The 22,488-nt window shown below is 60.5% G+C and carries 16 protein-coding genes, 2 tRNA genes and 1 pseudogene; 10 read left to right on the forward strand and 9 right to left on the reverse strand.

Translation table 11 applies throughout. The features are described from left to right. Positions 1-9 precede the first annotated feature (9 nt). The gene (gene plsB, locus LUN51_RS16990; protein WP_277812177.1) at positions 10-2,445 is read right to left on the reverse strand and encodes a glycerol-3-phosphate 1-O-acyltransferase PlsB; all 2,436 of its coding nucleotides are present in this window, start codon (positions 2,443-2,445) and stop codon (positions 10-12) included. A 144-nt stretch (positions 2,446-2,589) separates the two neighbouring features. Here plsB and LUN51_RS16995 point away from each other — a divergent pair, with 144 nt between their 5' ends. Then, complete coding sequence (locus LUN51_RS16995; protein ID WP_277812178.1) at positions 2,590-3,702, forward strand: phospholipase D-like domain-containing protein; 1,113 nt, start codon at positions 2,590-2,592, stop codon at positions 3,700-3,702. Positions 3,703-3,710: 8 nt separating this feature from the next. Here the strand turns inward: LUN51_RS16995 and LUN51_RS17000 are convergent, their stop codons facing one another. Continuing rightward, entirely contained in the window at positions 3,711-4,361 is a 651-nt protein-coding gene (locus LUN51_RS17000) for a YecA family protein (protein ID WP_277812179.1), read from the reverse strand. Positions 4,362-4,432: 71 nt separating this feature from the next. On the opposite strand from LUN51_RS17000, the gene LUN51_RS17005 reads away from it, so the two are divergent. The 3 genes from LUN51_RS17005 to LUN51_RS17015 all read left to right on the forward strand — a co-directional run bounded on the left by LUN51_RS17005 (position 4,433) and on the right by LUN51_RS17015 (position 8,000). Further along, positions 4,433-4,975, forward strand: coding sequence for a SprT-like domain-containing protein (locus LUN51_RS17005; protein WP_277812180.1), 543 nt, complete (start codon positions 4,433-4,435; stop codon positions 4,973-4,975). 153 nt (positions 4,976-5,128) lie between these two features. Further along, on the forward strand, positions 5,129-7,078 hold the full coding sequence (gene acs, locus LUN51_RS17010) for an acetate--CoA ligase (protein ID WP_277812181.1): 1,950 nt from the start codon (positions 5,129-5,131) through the stop codon (positions 7,076-7,078). Between the two features lie 259 nt (positions 7,079-7,337). Then, positions 7,338-8,000, forward strand: a complete 663-nt coding sequence (locus LUN51_RS17015) for a response regulator (RefSeq protein WP_040244569.1) — start codon at positions 7,338-7,340, stop codon at positions 7,998-8,000. Between the two features lie 114 nt (positions 8,001-8,114). Here the strand turns inward: LUN51_RS17015 and mntR are convergent. From mntR to LUN51_RS17045, 6 genes and pseudogenes are all read right to left on the reverse strand, one after another. Next, positions 8,115-8,537: pseudogene (mntR, locus tag LUN51_RS17020) on the reverse strand (manganese-binding transcriptional regulator MntR); the annotation flags it as partial. A gap of 10 nt (positions 8,538-8,547) precedes the next feature. Beyond that, complete coding sequence (locus tag LUN51_RS17025; protein WP_277812182.1) at positions 8,548-9,828, reverse strand: Nramp family divalent metal transporter; 1,281 nt, start codon at positions 9,826-9,828, stop codon at positions 8,548-8,550. A 134-nt stretch (positions 9,829-9,962) separates the two neighbouring features. Further along, the gene (locus LUN51_RS17030; protein ID WP_277812183.1) at positions 9,963-13,913 is read right to left on the reverse strand and encodes a hybrid sensor histidine kinase/response regulator; all 3,951 of its coding nucleotides are present in this window, start codon (positions 13,911-13,913) and stop codon (positions 9,963-9,965) included. Positions 13,914-13,979: 66 nt separating this feature from the next. Then, a complete protein-coding gene (locus LUN51_RS17035) occupies positions 13,980-14,495 on the reverse strand; it encodes a hypothetical protein (RefSeq protein ID WP_277812184.1) in 516 nt (171 codons plus the stop codon). 92 nt (positions 14,496-14,587) lie between these two features. After that, entirely contained in the window at positions 14,588-16,369 is a 1,782-nt protein-coding gene (locus tag LUN51_RS17040) for a sodium:solute symporter family protein (protein WP_277812185.1), read from the reverse strand. A 6-nt stretch (positions 16,370-16,375) separates the two neighbouring features. Continuing rightward, positions 16,376-16,636, reverse strand: coding sequence for a DUF4212 domain-containing protein (locus tag LUN51_RS17045; RefSeq protein ID WP_097022774.1), 261 nt, complete (start codon positions 16,634-16,636; stop codon positions 16,376-16,378). Between the two features lie 552 nt (positions 16,637-17,188). Between LUN51_RS17045 and LUN51_RS17050 the strand changes: the two genes are divergently transcribed. The 3 genes from LUN51_RS17050 (at position 17,189) to ttcA (ending at position 20,640) form a co-directional block, all read left to right on the forward strand. After that, positions 17,189-19,006, forward strand: coding sequence for a DUF294 nucleotidyltransferase-like domain-containing protein (locus LUN51_RS17050; protein ID WP_277812186.1), 1,818 nt, complete (start codon positions 17,189-17,191; stop codon positions 19,004-19,006). Between the two features lie 74 nt (positions 19,007-19,080). Further along, entirely contained in the window at positions 19,081-19,698 is a 618-nt protein-coding gene (locus LUN51_RS17055; protein ID WP_277812187.1) for a 3'-5' exonuclease, read from the forward strand. 87 nt (positions 19,699-19,785) lie between these two features. After that, on the forward strand, positions 19,786-20,640 hold the full coding sequence (ttcA, locus tag LUN51_RS17060) for a tRNA 2-thiocytidine(32) synthetase TtcA (protein ID WP_277812188.1): 855 nt from the start codon (positions 19,786-19,788) through the stop codon (positions 20,638-20,640). A gap of 3 nt (positions 20,641-20,643) precedes the next feature. Here ttcA and fnr read toward each other — a convergent pair whose 3' ends face one another. After that, positions 20,644-21,387, reverse strand: a complete 744-nt coding sequence (gene fnr / locus LUN51_RS17065; protein ID WP_277812189.1) for a fumarate/nitrate reduction transcriptional regulator Fnr — start codon at positions 21,385-21,387, stop codon at positions 20,644-20,646. Positions 21,388-21,485: 98 nt separating this feature from the next. Between fnr and LUN51_RS17070 the strand changes: the two genes are divergently transcribed. The 3 genes from LUN51_RS17070 to LUN51_RS17080 all read left to right on the forward strand — a co-directional run bounded on the left by LUN51_RS17070 (position 21,486) and on the right by LUN51_RS17080 (position 22,488). Beyond that, positions 21,486-22,223, forward strand: a complete 738-nt coding sequence (locus LUN51_RS17070) for an alpha/beta family hydrolase (protein ID WP_277812190.1) — start codon at positions 21,486-21,488, stop codon at positions 22,221-22,223. Positions 22,224-22,288: 65 nt separating this feature from the next. Beyond that, positions 22,289-22,364: transfer RNA gene (locus tag LUN51_RS17075), tRNA-Val, on the forward strand. A gap of 50 nt (positions 22,365-22,414) precedes the next feature. Then, positions 22,415-22,488 (forward strand) — tRNA-Asp (locus LUN51_RS17080).

The raw sequence follows: 22,488 nt of genomic DNA on the forward strand, positions 1-22,488 counted from the left end.
CACCTGATACTACGATGACCGGCGATGTACCAACTGAGTCAGGCGGTGGTGCAGGCTGGGGTCGAAGAGCGCCTGCCCGCGCCGTTGAGCGTTTTCGAGCGAGCGGTCATAACATAGTTTGTCGTTTTCCTGCCATAACCAGCCTTGTGCTTCGAGGGTGTCGAGCAAGCCGCTAAACAGGCGTTTGTCGAAGAACTCCGGCGCGTTGAGCCCGGAGAGCAGCGTCAGACGTTCAGCCAACTGACGGCTTTGCTCCTCCAGCGCCTCGCGGGTCAGGGTGCCGCTTCCCTCGCGCAGCAGCACGGCCAACAGCAGATAACCGCGCTCCAGGGTCGGTTGTACCAGCCGACCTAGCAGGCGTAGATGCTCGCTGCTGGCCAGGTGCCCCGCCGGGCGCTCCCAACCGTGATCGGTCTCAATCAGCAGGTCTTCTGACGCGAGCGCCGCCAAGGCGCGTTCCAGCCGCGTCGAAAAGGCATCGACGGGCAGGTGAAACTCATGCGCGAGTACCGGCCACGCGGGCCCCAAGAGAGTCAGCAGCTCCTCGGTATTGAAGCGTGCGTTATGCCGATACGCGAAGGCGACCAGTGCCATGTCGATGTACAAGTGCAAGACGTTGTTGCGATACCACGTCAATAAAGTGGCCTGTTCTGGCGTGGCGAGTACGAGTTCGCCGAGTGCCTGTTGGCGGCGTTCGATGAACTCCAATTGAGCGGTATGGGCGATCCAGTCCCGAGGCTCGCCTTCGGGCAGAGTGATTCGCTCACCGCCCGGTAGATGCTGCCTCAAATCCACTAGCAAGCGCATATGACGCTCGAGCAGGTCGGCCTCGATGGCATGGTGCGAATTGGCCAGAAGCCCCAGGGCGACCAGCGAAACCGGCGTGATGGCCGCTGCCGCGTTGATGCGCTGGCCCAGGCTGGCGCCCAGCGCGGGCACGGCCTGGTTCAGCCAGTCGGGGCGTGTTTGGCGGCGGTTGTCTCGCCAATCGGGTACCTGGCGGTCGAGAAAGCCGCTGAGCATGAGCGGCTCGCCGACATTGACCGTGACATGCCCGTATGACTGTCGCAGGCGACGCACGATGCGCAACAGGTCGAAGGGCGACTCCTTCTTCTTGTGCCCGCCACGCAACTCCTTGAGGTAGCTACCGCTTTCCAGCACCTTCTCGTATCCCACGTAGACGGGAACGAAGGCGACCTCGCGGCGGGGGTCGCGGGCGAAGGAACGCAGGGTCATGGCGAGCATACCTGGGCGCGGCGCCAGCATTCGCCCGGTGCGCGAGCGGCCACCTTCGATGAAGTACTCGAGTGGGTGCCCGCGAGAGATCAGGCGATGCACGTATTCGTTGAACACCGCCGCGTAGAGACGGTTGTCACGAAAGCTGCGGCGCAGGAAGAACGCCCCGCCGCGACGTAGCAGTGCGCCGATCACCGGCATGTCGAGGTTACGCCCCGCCGCAATGTGCGGCGGCATCAATCCCTCGCGAAATAGTGCGTAGGACAACAACAGATAGTCGATATGGCTGCGATGACAGGGCACGTAGATCAATTCGTGGTCGCCGGCCAGCGCCTTGACGTCATCGAGTCCGTTGACGGTGACGCCGTCGTAGAGACGATTCCAGAGCCGGCGCAGCAGTTGGTAGAGGAAACGCAACACCGGGTAGGAGGTGTTGGAGGCAATCTCGCGGCCATAGCGCAGCGCGCGGCGTGTTTCACGCTCGGGGCTGGTGCCGCGGGCGGTGGCCGCGTCGGAGATCGCCTGACGCACTTGTGGGCTGTCGACCACGCCGCGGATCAGCGTGTTACGGTGCGAGAGGTCGGGGCCCAGCACGCGGGCGCGAACACGACGAAAGTGAACGCGCAGCACGCGTGCCGTCTTGCGCTGGGCGACCGGTAGCGGACGTGTCTCGACCAGCGTGCGTAGTTGCAACGGTGCGCCGATATGCACTTGCACGTGCTTGCCATTGATCGCCATCGACAAGAGTCGGCGCAGGCGTCCGCTCCACTGCCAGCTATCCGCCGCGAGCAGTTTCCAGAAGCCGAAGTCCTTGCCCGGGGCGCGCCCCCAGAACACGCTGACCGGCACTAGCTGTATATCTCGCCCGGGTTCGTCGGCTAGCTGTGCCAGTAAGGTGTCGAGGTGCGGTGAGTGCCGCCCGCGTACCTTTGTCAGCCCACGGCTGAGTCGGGGCAGGGCGATACAAGCGGGAAGGCGCGTCTCGCCGAGCGTGACGCTGCCTCGGGCGCTGGGCAAGCCCTCGCGGCGGGTCATCAGTTCGAGTGCCAATCTGTCCGAGAAGGCGGGATGCGGCAGCACGTAAAGTGTGGGGCGCGTGGCATCGAGCACGGGCCGTGGCGCTTCGACATGACGATAATCGAGCCAGTGACCGAGCAGCGTGCGGCACAGGGCGCGCAAGGGAGCGAGGAGCGTGCGTAGAACAGCCATCCATTAGCCTTGAAGGAACGCGATGAAGCAGTATAGCCAGCCAGGCCGGGTAGGCCCAAGGCCGGCGCTTTTCAGCAACGCTGTAAACGTGCGTCAATCACGCATGACCAAGCCGCCGCGCAGGCGGCGAATCAAGGAGACACCATGCGCGGACGTTGGCAGGTAGGCAACCGTTTTACTTTGTTGCCGGAAGGCAAACGTTTTCTCCCCGCCTTGTTTACAGCCATCGATGAAGCGCGCACTACGCTTTATCTCGAATTGTATCTAATGGAATCGGGAGCGCTCGCCACACGAGTGATCGATGCTTTGTGCGCGGCGGCCGAGCGCGGTGTCACGGTGCTGGTCCTGCTCGATGGCTATGGTTCGATGAAACTCGCGCATTCGGACCGCGAGCGCTTGCGCGAGGCCGGCGTGGCGCTACGTTTCTTCAACCCGCTGGCCTGGCGTCAGCTGGGCAAGAATCTGTCGCGTGATCATCGCAAACTGCTGATCGTCGACGAGCAGCTGGCTTTTACCGGTGGTTTCGGCGCCGTCGATTCCTTCGTTGAGGCGTGGTATGAAGTCGCCGTACGTATCGAGGGGCCGGTCGTCGCGGATTGGATCGGCTTGTTCGCGCAGCTCTGGGAGTCGCCCTTGACACGCCGTAAGGCAGCGCCACGTCACTGGCCGGCCCCGGGGGCCATTGCCCCCCTCACGGAGGACATGCGCGGACGGGTGATCAGTGGAAGGGGGCATCGTTACCAGGCGATCCGACATTCGCTGCATCAGCGTATTGCCACCGCCGAGGAGCGGTTGTGGCTGTGCACCCCTTATTTCGTGCCGACCTTCAGCCTGCGACGTCGCCTGATCCGCGCCGCGCGTCTGGGCGTCGACGTACGGCTATTGCTGCCGGGCTCGCGCCACGACCATCCGGGCATTCGCTATGCTGGGCAGCGTTTCTACGCACGACTGCTGCGGGCCGGGGTACGCATCTACGAGTTTCAGCCGACCTTCATTCACGCTAAGTTCGTGCTGGTCGATGATTGGGCATCGATCGGCTCGTGCAATTTCGATCACTGGAGTCTGCAGTGGAACCTGGAGGCCAACCAGGAAGTCGAGGATGCCGGTTTCGCCCACGACGTGGCGGCCTTGTTCGAGCGCAATTTCGCCGCCAGCGAAGAAATTCATTGGAATCAGTGGCGCCATCGTCCATGGACTCAGCGTTGCCGTGAGTGGATTTTCGGGACCCTCAACGGATGGATAACGCGGCTGCGGTGAGCACACGCCTAGCTGCGCCCCTTGCTCCCCGGCCGCCCGGCAGGCTTCTTCTTGCGCGGCGTGGGCTTGGGTTTTTCCTCGGGGACGCGGTAGTGCAGATAGAGATCGAGGATCAGTTCGGGGAGCTGCTTGACGAGCGCCTCTGCGCGGGTGCCGTCGGCGATCAGCTCGTGCATGTCGGGTTCGTCGTCGAATAGTCCCGATAAGGCCATGAAGGGCAGTAGTAGCTCGGCGACTCGGGCTTCGTCGTGCTCGAACCACACGACTTCATTGAGAAACACGCCTTCCATGAAGCCCGCACACCAATCGCCGATGGGCGTTTCCTCCGGTGCTATGTCGCCGAGCTCAAGATCGAATGGCAGTTCGGGCAGGTGGCCATGTTCAAGGGCATCGATGGCGTTTTGCTTGAGCGTCTCGCAGAGGCCGAGGATCAGTTCGCGCTGCTCGGCGTCGGTGAACTGCGGCTCGCCATGGTATAGCTCGGCGACCCAGGTCGTGGCCGGTGTTTCGATCGGTGCGATCGCCAGGGCGACGAGGAAACCGTGCGCGCCGATCAAGTCGAGCGCTTCGGGGTCGACTTGATCGGATTCAAGGAAATCGTCGAGGGTCTCGAGCGCTGTATCGTCGAGCAGTGGCATGGGGGGCGACGTCTCGGACATGATGGGCCTCTTGCAGGGAGCGGTCGGTGAGTGGTGGACGCCTGGCGCGTTGCGCGGCATTCTAGCATCCCATGATGTCTGTCACCTTGCCCTCTCCCGATAACGATTGGTTAGTGTCGCTCGACGAGCCCGCCCTCCACGAGGCGCTGCTCGCGCGTGTCGAAGCGGCCTGGCGGGTCGCCCTCGAGGTCCATCCCTCACTGCCGCGCCCCAAGGTATGGCTGGATCTACGCGGCAAGGGCGCCGGTCAGGCACACTTCGCCCGTGGCGGCCTGCGCTTCAATCCGGTCCTGCTGAGCGAGAATCGCCAGGCGTTCATGGAAGACGTCGTGCCGCACGAAATGGCGCATTGGATAGTCTTTCATCTCGAGGGGCCACCGGCGCGTCCGCACGGCCACGAATGGCGCACCGTCATGCAAAAGCTCTACGGGTTGCCGCCACGTACCACGCATCGTTTCGATGTCACGCGTGCCAGTCCCGCGCCGTATTGCTATCGTTGTGGTTGCGCCACTGAGCATCGATTTTCCGCGCGGCGTCATTCGCTGGCACAGCGAGGCACGAACTACCATTGCCGATATTGTCGACAGCGCTTGCGTTTTGTCGCGAAAAAGTGATGTAACTCAATGAATTAAAAAGAAAAAATGGTAATACCAAGGTCTAATAGGGGGCCAGGGGGGCTAGGGGTATATGCTGGTAGCACATTCTTGGACGGTCACGTTGGCAAGCGTGTGGCCGATCATCCATTTCTCGACCTTTGCGAGGAAGCCATGACCGAACAGCAGAAAGTCTACCCGGTGGCGGAGGATTTCGCCGCCAATGCTTGGGCGGATAACGAGACGTATCTGAGCCTTTACCAGCGCTCGGTCGACGATCCCGAAGGCTTCTGGGCGGAGCAGGCCGAGTCTCTGGATTGGTTTAAGGCGCCGACCAAGATCAAGAATACCTCATTCGCCGCTTCCAACGTGGATATTCGCTGGTTCGAGGATGGCGAGCTCAATGCCGCCTACAACTGTCTCGACCGTCATCTTGAGACCCGCGGCGATCAGCCAGCGATTATCTGGGAAGGCGACGACCCCGGTCAGGATAAGACCATCACCTACCGCGAGCTGCATGCCGAGGTGTGCCGCTTGAGCAACGCACTCAAGGAAATGGGTGTCACCAAGGGCGACACCGTCACGCTCTACATGCCGATGATCCCCGAGGCATCGGTGGCGATGCTGGCGTGTGCGCGTATTGGGGCGGTGCACTCGGTAGTCTTCGGCGGTTTTTCGCCGGATGCCTTGGCACAGCGCGTGGTCGATGCCCAATCGCGTGTGGTGATCACCGCCGACGAGTCGGTGCGCGGTGGCAAGCATGTGCCGCTCAAGGACAACGTTGATGCCGCGATGACCCGCGATGGTACCGACATCGTCGACAAGGTGCTGGTAGTGCGCCGCACCGGCGGCGAGATCGAATGGCACGACGACCGCGACGTCTGGTATCACGAGTGGGTCGAACGTCAGTCCAGCGAATGCCCGGCGGAGAAAATGAACGCTGAGGATGCGCTGTTCATTCTCTATACCTCTGGCTCCACAGGGCGTCCCAAGGGACTCAAGCACACCACTGGTGGCTATCTGCTCTATGCAGCGCTGACGCATCGCTACGTATTCGACTACCACGAGGGTGAAGTGTACTGGTGTAGCGCCGACGTGGGCTGGGTCACCGGACATAGTTACATCGTCTATGGCCCGCTGGCCAACGGTGCGACTACGCTGATGTTCGAAGGCGTGCCAAGCTATCCCTCGCACGGGCGCCTCGGCGAGATAATCGACAAGCATCAAGTATCGATCCTCTATACGTCGCCGACTGCTATTCGCGCGTTGATGGCACATGGCGAGAACATCATGGACTCCAGCCAGCGTGACAGCCTGCGCGTGTTGGGCTCGGTGGGTGAGCCGATCAACCCCGAGGCCTGGAGCTGGTTCCACCGTGTGATCGGCAACTCGCGTTGTCCGATCGTCGACACTTGGTGGCAGACCGAGACCGGCGGGATCATGATCACGCCTTTGCCCGGCGCCACCGATCTCAAGCCGGGTTCAGCCACGCGGCCGTTCTTCGGCGTGCGGCCGGCGCTGCTCGACAATGAGGGCAATGTGCTAGAAGGCGCCACCTCGGGCAACCTGGTGATCCTCGATTCTTGGCCTGGTCAGGCGCGCACCATCTGGAACGATCACGAACGCTTCGTGCAGACGTACTTCTCTGCTTATGAAGGCGTCTATTTCACGGGTGACGGCTGCCGTCGCGACGAGGATGGCTACTACTGGATCACTGGCCGCATCGACGACGTGCTCAACGTCTCTGGACATCGCATGGGCACCGCCGAGATCGAATCCTCGCTGGTGGCACACAGCGCCGTGGCTGAAGCCGCTGTGGTGGGATATCCCCATGACATCAAGGGGCAGGGCATCTACATTTATGTGACCCTGGGTGATGACGTCGAACCTAGTGAGGAGCTACGCAAGGAATTGACGCAATGGGTGCGCAAGGATATCGGGCCGATCGCGACGCCCGATGTCATTCAGTGGGCGCCAGGGCTGCCGAAGACCCGTTCCGGCAAGATTATGCGGCGTATCTTGCGTAAGATAGCCGCTAACGAGTGCGAGGGCTTGGGTGATACTAGTACGCTGGCTGACCCGAGCGTGGTCGATGAGTTGATCGAGCACCGCGCCAATCGTTGATACGCGTTGGGGTGGGTATCTAACGTCGGTTCGTTCGACACGGGGCAGCACGCCAGCTTGCCTCGGGTGCCTGCCCGACTTTCGCCGGCCGATGGCCGGCTTTTTCGTGCCACCAGGAACGTTCGGGGGTGCGTCGACGCAAGGCTTGGGTATTGTCTACAGCATGGGGTAACATGCTGAAAACAAGAAGTGAACCTGATGCTTGCCGATGACAATCGCGGCACGACCGTTCGCTCCAGGGGGATCCGGAGGAGACACAATGGCTTTTGCCCAGAAATTCATCGTCGCCGATGACCACCCGCTATTTCGTGCCGCGCTCAACCAGGCGTTGCGCCAAGTAGCGCCACAGGCGGAGATCGTCGAAGCCGATACCATGGAGGCGACGTCCGACATGGTGATGCGCCATCCCGATGCCGACCTGATCTTGCTCGACTTGCACATGCCGGGCGCACATGGCTTTTCGGGACTGATCCAACTGCGCGGTCAGTCGCCCGAGGTGCCCGTGGTCGTCATTTCGGGCAGTGAGGAGCCGCCGGTAGTGCGTCGCGCCATCGACTACGGTGCCTCGGGTTTCATTCCCAAGTCCTCGTCACTGGATGTTATCGCCGAGGCGATCCGCCAAGTGCTCGAAGGGGAGGTCTGGTTGCCCGAGGAGATGGCCGATGTTCTCGGGGAGTCGAACGAAGATGAAGCGCGCTTCGCCGAAGCCATCGCTTCACTGACACCCCAGCAGTTCCGGGTACTCAACATGTTGAACGAAGGCTTGCTCAACAAGCAGATCGCCTATGAACTCAACGTGTCGGAGGCGACCATCAAGGCGCACGTCACGGCGATTCTCCGTAAGCTGGGGGTGCATTCGCGCACCCAGGCGGTCATCGCTGCACAGAAACTCGAGGTCGAGCCGCCCAAGGTCGAGTCCTAGACTTTCCTTGTCGGCAGCATAAGAGGCCGTGTGAGAGACAAGAAGCCGTTCCCGTAGTTATTAAGGGAACGGCTTCTTCGTATCTGTGTGCGCTCTCAGGGCATGCAAGACAGCCTATGAAGGCGGCTGGCGGCCCAGGAAATTGCACATGGCGTTCACGGTTTCCTCACTGCAGTGATGCTCGATGCCCTCGGAGTCGGCGCGCGCGACTTCCTCGGGCACACCGAGCGCCCGCAAGGCATCGAGTACTACCCGGTGGCGTGCCATGACGCGCTTGGCGAGCGCGTCCCCCTCGTCGGTCAGGAATATCCCGCGGTAAGGGCGAGCGACAGCAAGCCCGTCGCGTTTCAAGCGTGCAATGACTTTCGACACCGCCGCCGCGCTGACGCCGAAACATTCGGCCAGATCGCTGGCACGTGCTTCGCCCAGTTGCGTATGCAGGTGCGCGATTTCTTCGACATAATCCTCGACCAGTTCGGTCTGATGATCCTGCCGGACGCGTTTGAAATATTCGTGCTTGGGCTGAGACTTCATGCAACCCCTGCTTTCAGTGTCCCGTGAACGTAGAAAATAGCACGTACGCGTTGAGGGCGACGATCAACGTGCACACAATACCGCCCACCACGGTTACCGATTTGTGATTGACTAGGTTGCCCATGATACGGTGATTGGCGGTGAAAAAAAGCAGTGGGATGAGTGCAAACGGAATCCCAAAGCTGAGAATCACCTGACTACCGACCAGGGCTTTCTGCTCGGGCACGCCGAGCATGATGATCACAAGCGCCGGCAGCATGGTCACCAGACGGCGTAGCCAGAGAGGGATCGTGAAGTTCACGAAACCCTGCATGATGACCTGCCCCGAGAGCGTGCCGACAATGGATGACGATAAACCAGCGAGTAGTAAGGCGGCGCCAAAGACATGACTGGCCGTGACCTGGCCAAGTATCGGCGCCAGCAGTTTATAGCTGTCACTGATGGTGGCGACATCAAGATGGCCATTGGCATTGAAGGCGGCTGCCGCCATGGCCAGCATGCTGAGGTTGACCACGCCGGCGATGGCCATGCCGATGATGACATCGAGACGGTAATAACGCATCAAGCGTATGCGATGGGCGTCGTCTTTCACTTGGATCCGTTGCTGCGACAGTGCCGAGTGCAGGTAGATGACATGTGGCATGACCGTGGCGCCGAGTATGCCCGCCGCCAGGTAGAGCGCATAGCTATCTGGAAAACTGGGAATCAGAAGCCCCTCAAGCAATGGCGTCGGTTCCGGCCGGCTCAGCACCAGCTCGAGGATGAATCCTCCCGCCACGGCTAGGATCATGGCGCCGATGACGATTTCCATGAGTCGGAAGCCGTAGCGGTAGAGATGCAGCGCCAGATAGGTGATCGCCCCGGTGAGCAACGCGCCTTCCATCAGCGATAGCCCAAACAGCAGGTTGAAGGCCAACGCTGCGCCAAGAAATTCGGCGAGGTCGGTGGCGATGGCCACGACCTCTGCTTGTACCCAGTAGCACCAGACCACGGGGCGTGGATAGCGTGCACGAATCACTTGGGGCAGATTGCGCCCGGTGGCGAGCCCCAGACGTGCCGATAAGGTCTGGATCAGCATGGCCATCAGGTTGGCGGCGAGCACCACCCATAGCAGGGTATAGCCGTAGCGCGATCCCGCTTCGATGTTGGTAGCGAAGTTGCCGGGGTCGATATAGGCCACCGCCGCGATCAGCGCGGGACCGAAGAAGGCCGTCCATCCCCAGCGTTGTGCCTTGCCGTTGAGTGTTGATGCAGCTTGCGCGCGTATTGCGCTGTCAGAAATTGTACTCAGCATGGTAGCGACTCTAAGTTAACCATGGTTAATCGAATGTCTGAAGGTTAACTTAGAGACCTTGGGTTGGCCAATAGCGGTTGGATCGAGAGGCGATTGAGTTTGACTATTATCGATACTCGACCTCGGTGCCCACGCTAGCGCTCCTGACGAGCGGCGCGGTTGGCTTGCAGAGTGCGTGTCAAAAGTGCCCGCAAGGCGGCGGGGCGCACCGGCTTGAGGAGCAACTGATAGCCATTGCGACGAATCTCCTCGGCGACCTCGTCGGTACGGTCGGCGGTGATCACAATACCCGGAACGGGGCCCTCGCAGAGCTCCTCGAGGGCTTCCAGAGCCATCAAACCGGTGACCTCGTTGTCCAGATGGTAATCGGCGAGAATGGCTTCGGGATCGCTATCCAGATGGCGCAGTACCGACTTGGCGCCGCCGATGGACGTGGCGGTAAAGACTTCGCACTCCCAACCCTCAAGCATCGCTTTCATGCCCTCGAGGATCAATGTCTCGTTGTCGATACATAGAACTCTGGCGCCCGCGAGTTTGTTGCCAGGACGCCGCGTAGGCGTGTCCTCGGTACTTTTTTCCTGTTGACGTCCCTCGACGCGGGGCACCGACACAGAGAACACGGTGCCGACGTTTTCCCATGAGCGAATCTTGATGGGATGCTCAAGCACTCGGCTCATACGGTCGGCGATAGATAGCCCGAGCCCCAGGCCTTTCTCGCTCTCCTTGTGACGCGAGGCCTGATCGAGGCGACGAAACTCCTGGAAGATTTCCGCCTGCTTGGCCTCAGGAATCCCCGGACCGGTATCCCAGACCTCGATGGTCAATTGTTCGCCCTTGCGCCGGCAACCCAGCAGTACACGCCCTTGCTGTGTATAGCGCAGTGCGTTGGAGAGGAAATTCTGCACGATGCGTCGCAACATCTGGGCGTCACTGTCCACCCAGGTCCCTGTGGCGACAACATCCAGGTCGAGCCCGCGATCCGTGGCCATGACCTCGAACTCGGCGCGCAGCGGGCGCAGGATGTCGGTTAGCGGAAACTGCGTGCGGCGAGGTGTCAGAGCGCCGGCATCGAGTTTGGAGATGTCAAGCAGCGTGCTCAAAAGCTCCTCGGCGGCCTGTAGAGAGTTGTCGATATGGCCGATGGTATGGCGCAGTTCATCGGCCTCGACCTGCTGCCCCAGTGCCGAGGTGAATAGACGCGCGGCGTTGAGCGGTTGGAGCAGGTCATGGCTGGCGGCGGCCAGAAAACGTGTCTTCGAGGCGTTGGCCTCCTCGGCGACCTGCTTGGCCTGGCGCAGTGCCGACTCGGCTTCGGCGCGCACGCGGTTTTCCTGGCGCAGGGCCGCGTTGGCCTCCGACAGCGCCTGGGTCCGCTCGCGGACGCGTTCCTCGAGATTTTCGTTGGTCTCGCGCAGGGCGATTTCGGCCAGACGGCGCTCGGTGATGTCCTGATAGAGGGCGAAGAACCCGAGCACGCTTTCGCCTTCTCCGAAGTGAGGCGTATAGGTGACCAGCATGTAACGCACGCCGCCGTCGCCGTCATCCTGGGAAATCTCGAAGCTCACTCGTTCGCCGGCCAGAACACGATGCATCCACGGCGAACGTTCGCGGATGACCTGGGCGGGCATGACGTGGTCGAAGCGTTCCCCAATCGCTTCGTTGCGGTCGATGCCCATCGCCGCTTCATAGGCACGGTTGGTGAAGAGGTAGCGGCATTCCTTGTCGAAATAGGCGATCAGCGCCGGCACATTGTCGGTGTAGATGCGAATGTTGTTCTCGGAGCGGATCAGCGCCTCTTCGGTGCGCTTTTGCTGGGTAATGTCCTGATAGGTGTAGACGAATCCGCCGCCTGGCATGGGGTTGCCCTGAACCTCGAGCACCGTGCCGTCCTGGCGGTAACGCACGTAGCGGTGCGGTTGCCCTTGGCGGATGTTGTCCATCAAGAGCTCGACGTGCTCCTCGGGGTCGCCAGGACCGTATTCGCCGTTATGCGCGTTGTAGCGCAGAATCTTGTCGAACGGCGCGTTGACCCGGATCAAACTGTCGGGGAAACGAAACAGCTCCAGATAACGCTGGTTCCATACCACCAGGCGTGCGTTCTGATCGATCACGCTGATGCCCTGGTTGATGTTCTCGATGGTCGCTTGCAGCAGGGCGCGGTTGAACTCCAGCACCTGCGAGGCTTCGTCGACGATCGAAATGACATCGGAGATGCCGATGCCTCTCCCTTGCAGCGCCGAATTGACCACGATGCGTGCCGAGGACGCCCCGAGTACCGACGACAACAGCCGTTCGGTGAACTGGATGACGTCGATCGAAGCGCGGGTATTGTCGTCCACGGACTGGCCGCCACGGCGGGAGTAATCCTCGAAGGCGCGCTGTACTTGGCTGGTGCCCAGGAAGCGTTCGCAGAGGACCTTGAGATCGCCCACCGTGGTGGCGCCGGTCCAGGGACGGTTGACCGAGGTCTGGCGAGTTTCGACGCTATCGACGAACAGTGATGCCTGGATGCGCTCGACCACGCGCTGCGGGGTGATCTGCGAGACAAAGATGTAGCAGAACAGGTTGAGCCCCAAGGACAACATGACGCCGTGAGTGAAACTGTCACCGACGTTGAGCCCGAACAGGTGCGTCGGTGCCAGCCAGTCGAGTCCCAAGGGGCCGCTGGTCAGCCAGGTCATCGGCAGCAATTCGGCCTGCACCAGCGCCGGCAGCAATAGCGTGTAGGCCCACACCGCGAAACCCACGTTCATGCCGGCAATGACGCCGAGGCGGTTGCCACGCTTCCAGTAAAGCCCGCCGAGCAAGGCAGGTGCGAACTGGGCGGCCGCAGCGAACGACAGCATGCCCGTCGAGGCTAGGGTGCTGTATTCGGCGATCAGGCGATAAAAGATGTAGGCCAGCAGCAGGATGACGACGATGGTCGCACGTCGTGCACGTAGCACTAGCTTGGCGTAGTCGCCTTCGGTGACGAACCAGCGTAGACGGAACAGTACCGGGATGATGATCTCGTTGGAGATCATGATCGACACCGCTACGGCGGCCATGATGACCATGCCGGTCGCGGCCGAGAGCCCGCCGATGAAGGTGAGCAGTCCCAGCCATTCGCTGCCGCCGGCCATGGGCAGCGCCAGCATGAAGGTATCGGGATTGACGTCCCCATCGGGAAACATCGTCAGGCCCGCTGCTGCGATGGGCAGCACGAAGAAGCCGATGGCGGCCAGATACAGCGGGAACAGCCAGCGGGCGCGCTTGGCGTCGTCCGCATGCGTGTTTTCGACCACGGCGAGGTGGAACTGGCGGGGTAGGCAGAAGATGGCCAGCATTGCGAGTAGCGTCTGTGCCCAAAAGCCATGGCCGAAATCTTGCTCGGTTAGCTGACGCTGCAATTCCAGATGGGTATCGGCGCGGCTGAACAGGTCGCCAAGGCCGTCGAACATGCCCCAAGTGACATAGGCGCCGAGGACCAGAAATGCGAGTAGCTTGACCACCGATTCGAAAGCGATGGCATGAATCAAACCCTCGTGGTGCTCGGTAGCGTCGGTGTGGCGCGTGCCGAAGAGAATGGCAAACAGCGCCATGACGGCTGCGATATAGAAGGCCGTATCGCCGAACACAGGGGCACGAGTCAGGTCGGCGCTGTCGGTCAGCACAGTGAACGCCGAGGCCACGGCTTTGAGTTGCAAGGCGATGTAGGGCAGCGTGCCGATCAAGGCCACTAGGCTGGCGAAAGCGGCAAGCGATTGGGTCTTGCCGTAGCGCGAGGCGATGAAGTCGGCGATCGAGGTCACGTTCTGGCGTTTGGCGACGCGGATCATCTTGGCCAGCACGGGCCAGAAAAGCAGGAAGGTCAGAATCGGGCCGACAAAGATGCTGGCGAACGACCAGCCCGACGTAGCAGCCTCACCGACAGCGCCGTAGAACGTCCACGACGTACAGTAGACCGCCAGCGCGAGACTGTAGACGATAGGTCGCCGTCTGCCCGGTCCATGGCGCTTGGCCTGGCTATCGCCACGCCAGGCGATGGCAAACAATACGGCAATGTAGATCAGCGATATGACGATCAGTAGCCAGCCAGCAAACATGCTTTCTCCCCTAAGTTTGCGGCCATTCTAGGGTAATCCGCTGGCGCGCGTCAGTCGTGTGTATGCTCAGGAGGCTTCACAAAGGGCCTGGTAAAGCGGGGTGTTGGTGCCAATGTCATGCAGCGCGGAGGCATCTGGTTGACGCTCATCGCCGATCAGCGGCACCCATTCCCGTTCGCCGCAGTTCATCAGATAGGCCTGATGGGTCACGCGGTCCGTGACCTGTTTCTCGAAACGATAGAGGATAAATTCCACCATGCGTTGGCCGTTGGCCTCAGTGGTGCGTAAATGCTCGCGATCGATCACCTCGAAGGCGACGGGTAAGGGGGACAGGTACGTCCAGGGGCGCCAGAACATCGAATCGTATTCGACATCGACGACTTCGGCGGAGTCGGGCAGTTGCTGCTGCTTGGAGGCCAGCCAACTGTATTCATAGTAGATCTGATAGCTGAGCATTCCTACGCCGGCTAGGGCCGGCACTATCCAGCGGGGTAAGCGTTTGCCGCTCAGTTGTCGCAGGATCAATCCGATCCCCGCCGCGCCGAGGCCGGCAAATATCACCGCGACCAATTGCCAAATCATAATGTCTCCCTGCAACGAAATCGGGCTTCCCGTGGGAAGCCCGATGATGTGATCCCATGGCCCGGGCCCGCCGAGCCAGTGGGTATTATGGCTTAGTGATTGACGGCACCACCAGCACCTTTGGGATAGCGCACGCTTTCCACCAGTTCCTGGATCTCCCGAGGCGGTTCCTCGGACGACTTGGAAACGAGGTAGGCCACTGCGAAGTTGATGATCGCACCCACCGCGCCGATGGAGAGCGGAGAGATGCCGAGTACCCAATTTTCTGGTGTATCCGCCAAGTTGTTGGTGCCGGGGATGAAGAACCAGCCTTTGTAGACGAAGATGTAGACCAAAGTGAAGGTCAGCCCTGACAACATCCCCGCGATGGCGCCCTTGTTATTCACCCGCTTGGAGAAGATCCCCATCATCAGCACCGGGAACAGCGACGCCGCGGCGATACCGAAGGCCAATGCCACGACCTGAGCCGCGAACCCTGGTGGGTTGGCACCGAGGTAAGTGGCGACCACGATGGCAACCGACATCGAAATGCGTGCCGCTTTCAATTCCCCTCGTTCCGTGATGTTTGGGTTGATGGCCCCTTTTATCAGGTCATGACTGATTGCCGACGAGATGGCCAGTAGTAGTCCGGCTGCAGTGGAGAGCGCCGCTGCCAGGCCACCGGCGGCGATCAGCCCGATGACCCAGCCGGGCAGGTTGGCGATCTCCGGGTTGGCCAGTACCAGGATATCGTTGTTGACGGTCAACTCGTTGCCTTGCCAGCCCCGGTCCGCGAAATCGGTGCTGTCATTGTAGAATTGGATGTTGCCGTCGTTGTTTTTGTCCTCGAAGGTGATCAGCCCGGTTTCTTCCCATGTCCGGATCCAATCGGGACGGTCTCCGTAAGCGATGGCGTTGGAGGCGGCGGCGTCGTAATTCTCGACCTGGCCGGCCATGTCGGGGTAGATGGTCGTCATCAGGTTCAAGCGTGCCATGGAGGCCACTGCCGGTGCGGTCAGATAGAGCAAGCCGATGAATACCAAGGCCCAGCCGGCGGACCAACGTGCATCTGCCACCTTGGGGACGGTGAAAAAGCGCATGATCACGTGCGGGAGGCCGGCGGTCCCGATCATCAACGAAAGCGTGAACAACACCATATTGAGCTTGTTATCCACCATCGCCGTATAGGCATCGAAGCCCAGCGCGGTAACTACTTCGTTGAGCTTGGCCAACAGCGGTTGACCCGAGGCGCTATGATCGGAAAACAGGCCTAGCGGCGGAAGCGGGTTGCCGGTCAATTCCAGCGAAATGAACACGGCCGGAATGGTATAGGCGATGATCAGGACGATGTACTGAGCCACCTGCGTATAGGTGATGCCCTTCATACCGCCGAGTACCGAATAGAAGAATACCACGACGGCGGCAATGATCAGGCCGGTGGTCGCATCCACCTCCAGAAAGCGTGAAAAAGCGACGCCAGCGCCGGCCATTTGGCCGATGACGTACGTCAAGGACGCCACGATCAGGCAGACGACGGCCACCATGCGTGCCGTGCGGCTGTAGAAGCGGTCGCCGATGAATTCGGGCACCGTGAACTTGCCGAATTTCCTTAGGTAAGGTGCCAATAGCAAGGCCAACAGCACATACCCGCCAGTCCAGCCCATTAGAAAGGTGGAGTTGGCATAGCCGCCAGCGGCGATGAGACCCGCCATGGAAATAAACGATGCGGCGGACATCCAGTCAGCCCCGATCGCCATGCCGTTGGTGATCGGGTGTACGCCGCCACCGGCCACATAGAAATCTTTGGTTGAGCCCGCCTTGGCCCAGATAGCGATGCCAATGTATATAGCGAAAGAAGCGCCGACGAACAGGATATTGATGGCAAATTGACTCATGCTGGCTTACTCCTCGAGTCCGTATTGCTTGTCCAGCCGGTTCATCTTCCAGGCATAGAAGAAGATCAGGCCAATGAACGTCAGAATGGAGCCCTGTTGAGCAAACCAGAAGCCCAGGTCAGTGCCACCGACGGGAATGCTGGATAGCAGGGGGCGCAGCAGGATCGCGCAGCCGTAAGAGACGAGTGCCCAGACGATCAGGCAGCCGGTTATTAGGCGCACGTTGGCTTTCCAGTAAGCCTCGGCATTGGTTTTTTCATCTGCCATGGTGTGCTCTCCACTGGTAAGGACAGGTTGGTGTTGTGATAAGAGTGCGAGACGCTTCAAAGCAATCGCAGGTATAGAACACTCTGTGGGGTAACGTCATTGATACGATAGTGGCGCTAGACTTTTATCGACAATGACTGTGCTATCCGTCGTGTGTTAACCACCTGGGATTGCCTTGAATGGCCATACTGATGATAGTGGCCAATGACGGAAAAAAAGAACCCCATACTTTGGTATCAAGCCATTAGTTTAAAGAGTCATTTTTTGAATTATTATGGTTTTCATGGGGTTGTGAGGGGAGACGAAAATTTGTAGCAGGCTTACAAAAAGGACATAGACGAGTCTCTTTGAGAGTAAGTCAATGGATTTTTTTAGATGCGATCTCAGCGTAGAACGATAGTCTATGTGTCGTAATAAAAGCCAGATTTGCTACTCTTGATCACGTAATATGGTAAGCATCTTTCGGCCGTGTTACCGAAAAGTATAAGGAACATGAAGCGGTAATGATGACACCAAGTCGTGCCAGGGCCGGCACAGGACGAGGGTACTACCATGGTCGATATCAACCTCTCGCAACCACCTTTCAATTTGCTCGATGAAAAAGGTCGGCAGCTTGTCCGGGATGGAGTCGATCTCGCCTATTTCAATGAGAGCGAGGTTATACTCGATGCCGGTCAATCCGGTGAGCAAGTATTCCTGATTCACAAGGGTGAAGTGGCAGAGCTCGATCTCAACGCTAGCGAGAGGGAGCGGCGTATAGGTCATTACACGGCGGGCGATCTGTTCGGGGCGATCAGTATCCTCAACGGTACGAGCCGTTATAGGTTCCAGGCCGAGCAGGAAAGCCTGTGTTATTTGTTGCCCCGCCGGCTTTTCGAAGACATTTGCACCGCGTACCCCGCCTTTGATGATTACTTCCGCCAGCACTTGGCCGAAAAGGCGCGCCATGTGCTCGAGCGACGGGCGGAAGGAGGCATGAGCATGGCACGCTTCATGCTGGCACGGGTAGCGGAATGCATGCGCGAACCCGTCGTGATCGAAGGACATACCACGATTGCCGAGGCTGTCACGCACTTGCGCGAGCGTCATGCCGATAGCTTGCTGGTCAGCCATGCGGGGCGCTGCGGCATGGTGACCAAGACCGATCTTCTCGATGCGCTGATTCAGCAAGGGTTGCCGCATTCCGCCGAGGTGGGCGGCATCGCGCATTTCACGCTGATCACCTCGCATGCCGATGACTATCTCTTTACCGCGCTGGTGAGCATGACGCGTCATGAGGTAGCGCGTGTCGTGGTCATGGAGGGCGCGCAGGCGGTGGGCGTCGTCGAGCTTACCGATGTGCTGGGGTATTTTTCGAGCCGCGCCCATGCCGTCAGCCTGCAGATCGAGCAGGCGGAGGATATCGAGGCGTTAACGCGTGCCAGCGCGCGTCTACCTCAGTTGATTCAGACGTTGACGGCGCAAGGCGTGAAGTTGCGCTTCGCCATGGAGCTTCTGGCGGCGCTCAACGGTCGGATCATCCACAAGGCGTTCCGGTTATTGATGCCCGAGGAGCGTCAGTCGCAGTCATGCCTGCTTGTCATGGGCAGCGAGGGGCGAGGCGAGCAGATTCTCAAGACCGACCAGGACAACGCTTTGATCCTGGCCGACGGTAGCGACTGGCCGGGGATCGAGGCGGCGATGCAAGGACTGACCGATACGCTGGGCAGGCTCGGCTATCCGCCTTGTCCGGGCAACATTATGGTCTCCAATCCTCAGTGGGTGGCGAGCGAGTCGGCATGGCGCGGCAAAATCGCCCGCTGGGCCTCGAGCCGCGATCCGGATGCGTTGATGAATCTCGCCATCATGCTCGACGCCCACGCCATCGCCGGCAACGCGAGCTTGCTCGAAGGTCTCCGTGAGCACTTGTTCGCACGCGGCTCCCACGATGAGCTGCTGCTGTCGTATTTCGCTCGGGGCGTCTTGCGTTATTCCACGCCGCTGACTCTGTTCGGAACGCTCAAGCGCCCGGAACATGGCATCGACATCAAGAAAGGTGGGCTTTTCCCCATCGTGCATGGCGTGCGCACGCTGGCGCTGGAACGCCGAGTCGTCGCCACCTCTACGTTTGCGCGACTCGATGCCTTGGTCGACGACGGCCGCCTCGACCGGCCTTTTGCCGACGACCTGGGCGAAGCCATGGCGCTTTTTTCCGAGCTGCGCCTGCGTCAACAGTTGGAGAATCTGGAGGGAAACGACACGTCGCCGGAGCCTAATCACGTCATCGTTCAGCGTCTCAGTGGCTTTGAGCGTGACTTGCTGCGCGAAGCGTTGCATACGGTCAAGGAATTCAAGCAGCGCTTGTCGCAGCGCTTTCATCTCGAGTATTGAGGTCGTCAGGTAAGGGCCACGAATGGCCGAGTCAAGCCACGCGGGCTATCGTCAGAGGCATACGGGAGGTTGCGATGATAAAAGCATTACGTCGTGCCGGTGACAGGCGGCGCCAACTGGGCGGGCATCACGCCTGGCGCTTCGAGCCGTATTGCGGCAGCGAGGTCATCGCATTGGATTGCGAGACCACCAATCTCGACCCGCGGCGCGCAGAGTTAGTAGCACTGGCGGCGGTCAAGGTGCGCGGTGGACGTGTCCTGACCAGCGAGTCGTTGGATCTGCGCCTCCAGCGGCCGGAGAGCTTGTCGGGCGACTCCATTCGCATTCATGGCTTGCGCGGCGTCGACCTGTGGGGCGGCGAGGCGTTGGGCGATGCACTCGACCGTTTGCTCGACTTCATCGGCAATCGTCCGTTGGTCGGCTGGTGCATCGATTACGATGTGGCGGTCATCAATCGTCACTTGCGCCCGCGGACGGGGTTCGATCTACCCAATCGGACGCTGGATGTCTGCCGGCTGTATGCGCGTGAACGCCGGCGCGTGCAGCCAGACATCGAGCCGGATGTGCGTTTCGAGGCTATGAGCGAGGCCTTGGGCGTGCCGGTCATGGGGCGCCATACAGCGTTGGGCGATGCCGTGACCACGGCGCTGATGTATCTGCGCTTGTGCCACGGACGTGCGCTCAGTGCCTGAGCGGCCAGGCCTGACACTTCGTCGTTATGGCTTGCGGTGATAACATGAGGAGCTTCACTCATCACGGCAGGCCAAAGCGCTATCGTCATGCACGCACTCACCGGTCAAGACAAACTGGCATTCAATAAGTTGCAAAAACGCCTGCGGCGCCAGGTGGGAAACGCCATCGTCGATTACGGGATGATCCGTGACGGCGACAAGGTCATGGTATGCCTCTCCGGCGGCAAGGATTCCTACACCATGTTGGATATCCTCATGAACCTGCAGCGTAATGCGCCGGTCTCGTTCGAGCTGGTGGCCGTCAATCTCGACCAGAAGCAGCCGGGATTCCCCGAGCACGTTTTGCCCGAATACCTGGATGGCGTGGGCGTGCCTTACCACATCGTCGAGCGTGATACCTATTCGGTGGTCAAGGAGAAGACCCCGGAAGGCAAGACCACCTGCGCGCTTTGCTCGCGGCTGCGGCGTGGCACGCTCTATGGATTCGCCGAAGAGATTGGCGCCAACAAGGTCGCGCTGGGTCATCACCGCGAGGACATGCTGGAGACGTTGTTCCTCAACATGTTCTTCGGCGGCACGCTCAAGTCCATGCCCCCCAAGCTACTCTCCGACGATAACAAGAATGTCGTCATCCGACCCTTGGCGTATTGCCGTGAGGCTGATATCGCCGAGTATGCCGAGTGGCGTGAGTTTCCGATCATTCCCTGCAATCTGTGCGGTTCGCAGCCCAATCTTCAGCGCCAGGTGGTGAAGGAGATGCTCGCGGAATGGGAAGAGAAACATCCCGGCCGTCTAGAGACGATGTTCAAGTCGATCACCAATGTGGCACCGTCGCAGCTGGCCGATGGCGACCTCTTCGATTTCGTGGGGTTGGAAGACAAGCAACGCGAGTTCCAGAGTAAACGCATCGAGACACTCGACGTGCTGACTCGCGAGGCGTAACGCTCACTCACGAAGCGATGCCTCGCCGCGCGCCACGGCAGCGAGGCGTTCGTACTCGAGCAGCGTGATCTCGCGGCGTGCCGCTTGGAGCAACCCGGCCTGCTGAAAACGGCTCATCAGGCGGCTGGTGGTTTCCACCGCCAGGCCGAGATGATTGCCGATATCGGCACGTGCCATGGGCAGGCGAAAGCGGGTGGGGGAGAAACCGCAGCGCTGGAAGCGGTGCGACACGTCGATGATGAAGCTGGCGAGACGGGCCTCTGCCGTGTGGCCGGCGAGCCGGCAAAGCCAATGCCGGTCGTCGTGAAGCTCGCGGCTCATGCTGCGGTAGAGCGCATGGCGCAGCTCGGGTAGATCAACGGAGAGGCGGTCCAGTTGATCGAAGGGAATCGCGCATACGGCAGTGGTTTCGAGCGCTTCGACGAGCCCCGGATGGCCACCGCTGGCGAGGCCATCCAGACCGACGAGTTCTCCGGGCAGGTAAAAGTGCGTGATGCGCTCCTCGCCGTGGGCTTGCGCGACGCTCTGCTTGAGGCTGCCGCAGCGTACCGCGAAGAGGTGCGTGAAAGGCGTCGTGGCGTCGAAAAGCGTTTCACCGCGCTGGAGAGGCGCGCGTCGCCGGATGATGGCGTCGAAGTCGTCAAGATCGTCAAGCCCCAGCGCCAGCGGAAGACACAACGAGTTGAGCCGGCATGTCTGACAATGGGCATGCATCGGCGAGGCCGGAATGGCGGTGTCGTCGGTCATGGCGTTTTCTCCTAGGACGCGCCTACCTTAGGGTAGCGTGTGAACCCCGTCAAAGCCGCATAGTGACGCACCCTGCCACCCAATGAGACACGGCTGATATGAGCTTCGAAAATGCCTATGCCGCGACGCCTTGCTCGCTGACGTCACTGCACGAGAGCGGCATATCGTCCACCATCGCGGCGCAGCATCATTATCTGGATGGCCTTGGCCCTCTAGAAGTGCGTGGCATGCCGCGTGTGGGACGCTTGTTGCTGACCCACGGCGCCGGGGCAGGGCAGACGTCGCGCTTCATGCAGCGCTTGCGTGAGTCGCTGGCGCTGCATGGCATACAGGTTTGGGCCATCGACTTCGCCTACATGCAGCGAGTATGGCATGAAAATCGTCGGCGTCCGCCGCCGCGTATCGAGAATCTGGTCGACGAACTGGCCGCATGGCGAGACACGTTGACGCCGCTTGCCGGCGAAGCGCCATCGCTGCTGTGGCTGGGGGGTAAGTCGATGGGTGGGCGCGTGGCGAGTTTGCTGGCGGCGCGTGACGAGGCGCCGGGCCTGGCGTTATTCGGTTATCCGTTTCATCCCCCCGGCAAGCCCGAGCGCACTCGGCTGGCGCATTGGCCGAATTTGACCTGTCCCACCCGGGTATTGCAAGGCACGCGGGACCCGTTCGGGGCGGAGGGCGAAGTTCGTGGATATGCCTTGCCGGCGACGGCGCATGTGCATTTTCTCGATGATGGTGATCATGATTGGCAGCCGCGACGGCGGACTGGGCATGATCAGGCGTCGTTGATTGAGGAAGCAGCGCGTGTCGTGGCCGCCGCCATGTCAGCAAGTGAATGAATCAGATGAATGTAATCGGTTGACTTTCCACAGCCTCTCTGTAGAATGCAGCGCCACGTGACCAGGGGTGGTTAGCTCAGTTGGAAGAGCACCAGCCTTACAAGCTGGGGGTCACTGGTTCGAGCCCAGTACCACCCACCATTACGCGAAATGCGTTTCTAGTGATGGGGACACGTGAAGAAGAATGTAGCGGACCGGTAGTTCAGTTGGTTAGAATGCCGGCCTGTCACGCCGGAGGTCGCGGGTTCGAGTCCCGTCCGGTCCG

Source organism: Chromohalobacter canadensis (genome assembly GCF_029544075.1).
In the GTDB taxonomy this organism is placed as follows: Bacteria; Pseudomonadota; Gammaproteobacteria; order Pseudomonadales; family Halomonadaceae; genus Chromohalobacter; species Chromohalobacter canadensis_A.